The sequence below is a fragment of the Streptomyces sp. NPDC017225 genome (genome assembly GCF_044331465.1).
In the GTDB taxonomy this organism is placed as follows: Bacteria; Actinomycetota; Actinomycetes; order Streptomycetales; family Streptomycetaceae; genus Streptomyces.
The window spans coordinates 1-2,832 of the sequence record NZ_JBIRNE010000053.1 but is presented as its reverse complement, the minus strand read 5'-3'; the positions used below and the strand labels follow the sequence as shown (position 1 = coordinate 2,832).

At 58.9% G+C, this 2,832-nt stretch carries 3 protein-coding genes; 2 read left to right on the top strand and 1 reads right to left on the bottom strand.

Annotation, left to right across the window (positions count from 1 at the left end):
- Positions 1 to 47: 47 nt before the first annotated feature.
- Positions 48 to 497, top strand: a complete 450-nt coding sequence (locus tag ACH4NX_RS38320; protein ID WP_231304276.1) for a hypothetical protein — start codon at positions 48 to 50, stop codon at positions 495 to 497.
- Positions 498 to 506: 9 nt separating this feature from the next.
- Complete coding sequence (locus tag ACH4NX_RS38315) at positions 507 to 953, top strand: hypothetical protein (RefSeq protein ID WP_353799050.1); 447 nt, start codon at positions 507 to 509, stop codon at positions 951 to 953.
- On the opposite strand, the gene ACH4NX_RS38310 is transcribed toward ACH4NX_RS38315, so the two are convergent.
- Complete coding sequence (locus tag ACH4NX_RS38310) at positions 950 to 2,215, bottom strand: IS256 family transposase (protein WP_003943361.1); 1,266 nt, start codon at positions 2,213 to 2,215, stop codon at positions 950 to 952. The two genes, ACH4NX_RS38315 and ACH4NX_RS38310, sit on opposite strands and share 4 nt — an antisense overlap.
- Between the last annotated feature and the right edge of the window lie 617 nt (positions 2,216 to 2,832).

Sequence of the window (2,832 nt, the reverse complement as noted above, 5' to 3'; positions counted from 1 at the left end):
CTGTCGATCCTGGTACGCCCCCGGCGGTCGGATGATGAGGAGAAGCGATGCCTGTTATTTCTGATCGGTTGACTGATGGTGCGAAGTTGGGTGTTGGTGCGGAGATTGTGTTCACTGTCCGCGACATCCGCGACAGTGTGGCGCATGATGCGATCCTCGGACCCGCACGCACCACCGTCCCTGTGAACCCAACTACTGGATTGTTTACGACTCCGGTGTTGGATCCTGGCCCGTATTGGGTGGGGATCCGATGGTCGAGATACAACCCAACACACGAGTTTTACCCCATTGAAGTCCCCGCTGAGTCGGGGACTTTCCGTTTGTGGCCGTTGATCGACGCCGGCACCCCACCACCCGAACCGGGCGCGTTGGGGTTTGTGCGCGACGGCGGGGGAGTGACCCGAATCCAGGCCCTCACGCAGAACGAGTACGACGACCTCGACAACCCCGATCCCGCAACTCTTTTCATCATCACTGACTCGCAAGTCACCATCTAAGGAGCCCTCATGGCAACTACCCAGATCAAGCTGTACGGCAAACTCTCTCAGTCTTTGTTCGCGAAGGAGGTGTCGATTGTGTCGGGTGCGACGAACCTGTATGCGATGCTCACAACGTCAGCTCACACTCCTGATCAGGATGCGCACCGATACAAGAGCGACATCACCAATGAGGCATCGGGCAGTGGGTACACCGCAGGCGGAGTGCAGTTGACTGGTGTCGTCGTGTCCTACGACGCAGCGACCAACAAGCTCACCATCGCCGCGAACAGTCCGTCGTGGCCGTCCTCGTCGATCACTGCACGCAATGTGCACATCTACGACCGCACGAACGGAACGGACGCCACACGAGCACTCATCGGGTACGGCGTGTTCGATTCCGATCAGACAACCTCGTCCGGCAACCTCCAGGGGGAGTGTCCGATTAACGGTGGATCCGACCTTGATGTCGGTTAGTTACCGTTCAGGGTGATGCGTCCTTCGAAGGTGATCGCAAACGCATTGAGCGCGGGCTTCCACCTCATTGCCCATCGTGCCTTACCTTTCCCTGTCGGGTCCAGAGCACGCGTGGCCAAGTACAAGCATTTGAGCGCCGCCTGCTCAGTCGGGAAGTGCCCACGCGCCCGTACTGCGCGCCTGTAGCGAGCGTTGACAGACTCGATCGCGTTCGTCGAGCAGATGACGCGCCTGATCTCGACGTCGTAGTCCAGGAACGGAACGAACTCACTCCACGCGTTGTCCCACATCTTGATAATCGCTGGATACTGCTGCCCCCATTTCTGCGTGAACTCAGCGAATCGTTCCCTGGCCGCAAACTCCGACGGAGCGGTGTAGACAGGTTTGAGATCACGCGCCATCGCATCCCAATATTTACGAGAGGCAAAGCGAAAAGTGTTGCGTATCAGATGAATAATGCACGTCTGCACCACAGCGAGTTCCCAGACGGTGTTGATCGCTTCAGGCAATCCTTTGAGTCCGTCGCACACAACGATGCAGACGTCCGCCACACCACGGTTCTTGATCTCGGTCAGGACCGAGAGCCAGAACTTTGCGCCCTCTCCGCCCTCGCCGGCCCAGATCCCGAGGATGTCGCGTTCGCCATTGACGGTGACGCCGATCGCGACATACATCGGCCGGTTGGTGACCTGCCCATCGCGAACCTTCACGTGCACCGCATCGATGAACATCACCGGATACACCCGATCAAGTGGCCGGTTCTGCCACTCCGTCATTTCCCCGACGACCTTGTCGGTGATCCGCGAGATCGTGTCCTTCGACACCGACGCTCCGTAAATATCTTGAAAGTGCGCGGATATCTCGCCGGTCGTCAAACCCTTTGCCGTCAATGACAATACGATCTCATCGATACCCGTCAAGCGTCGCTGACGCTTCTTAACAATCTGCGGGTCGAACGAAGAATCGACGTCGCGTGGCACTTCGATCTCCACCGGCCCGATCTCAGTGAGCACCGTCTTCGAACGGGTACCGTTCCTCGAGTTGCCGCTGCCGCGGCCGGCGGCATCGTGCTTCTCGTAGCCCAGGTGCTCGGTCATCTCCGCGTCTAACGCGGTCTCTAGGACGTTTTTGGTGAGTTGATTGAGGAGTCCGTTCGGGCCCATCAACTCCACGCCCTGCTCCTTGGCCTGAGCCAGGAGCTGCTCGGCCAACTGCTTCTGATCCACCTCAGTCTCTGCCATGGGATCAAGTGTTTCGGTCATCGTCGATCCTTCCCGCCAAGCTCAGCTCGGCGTGTTGAATCAAGGACCGGATCCACCGTTATTCAGACAGTCCCCTCATACCGTCTAGGGCTGCGGCGCAGTGGTGTGCCGGGCCTACGTGTGTGAGGTTCGGGTGTAGTTGTGGGCTGCTCGTCGTGGACGGCATCACGAACCTGGCTGTAGTGCCTTGGTCAGGATGATCGTCGTTGCCGAGTTATCGGGTGCGTCGGCGGCTGTGGAGGGAAACTGTTCGAGAACGACGTCGTCGACCAGCCTGTGGAGGACGAACCAATGGAACGAGGTGGTGCTGGTGTCGATCGGTGCCGTCGTCGCGGCGAGAATTACTCGCAGGTGCTCGTTATCGATGTCGAACGTGCAGGTGAGGAAGCTGGAGGGTAGGGCATGGTCCAGGAGAATGCCGGCGGCTTCGTCGATCGCGAGAACTAGGTCGGTCAGTGAGACGGAAAGCGGTGCACCCTATGCTGGTTTCCCGCCGATGATCTGGGGGATGTCACGTCGGCGGGACGGCTCAATCCTGTACCCCGAGTTTTCCCGAGTTCGTTTGCTTTACTTCAGGCACTCGAAGACGAGTGGTCGCCGGAGCAGATTGTCGGGCA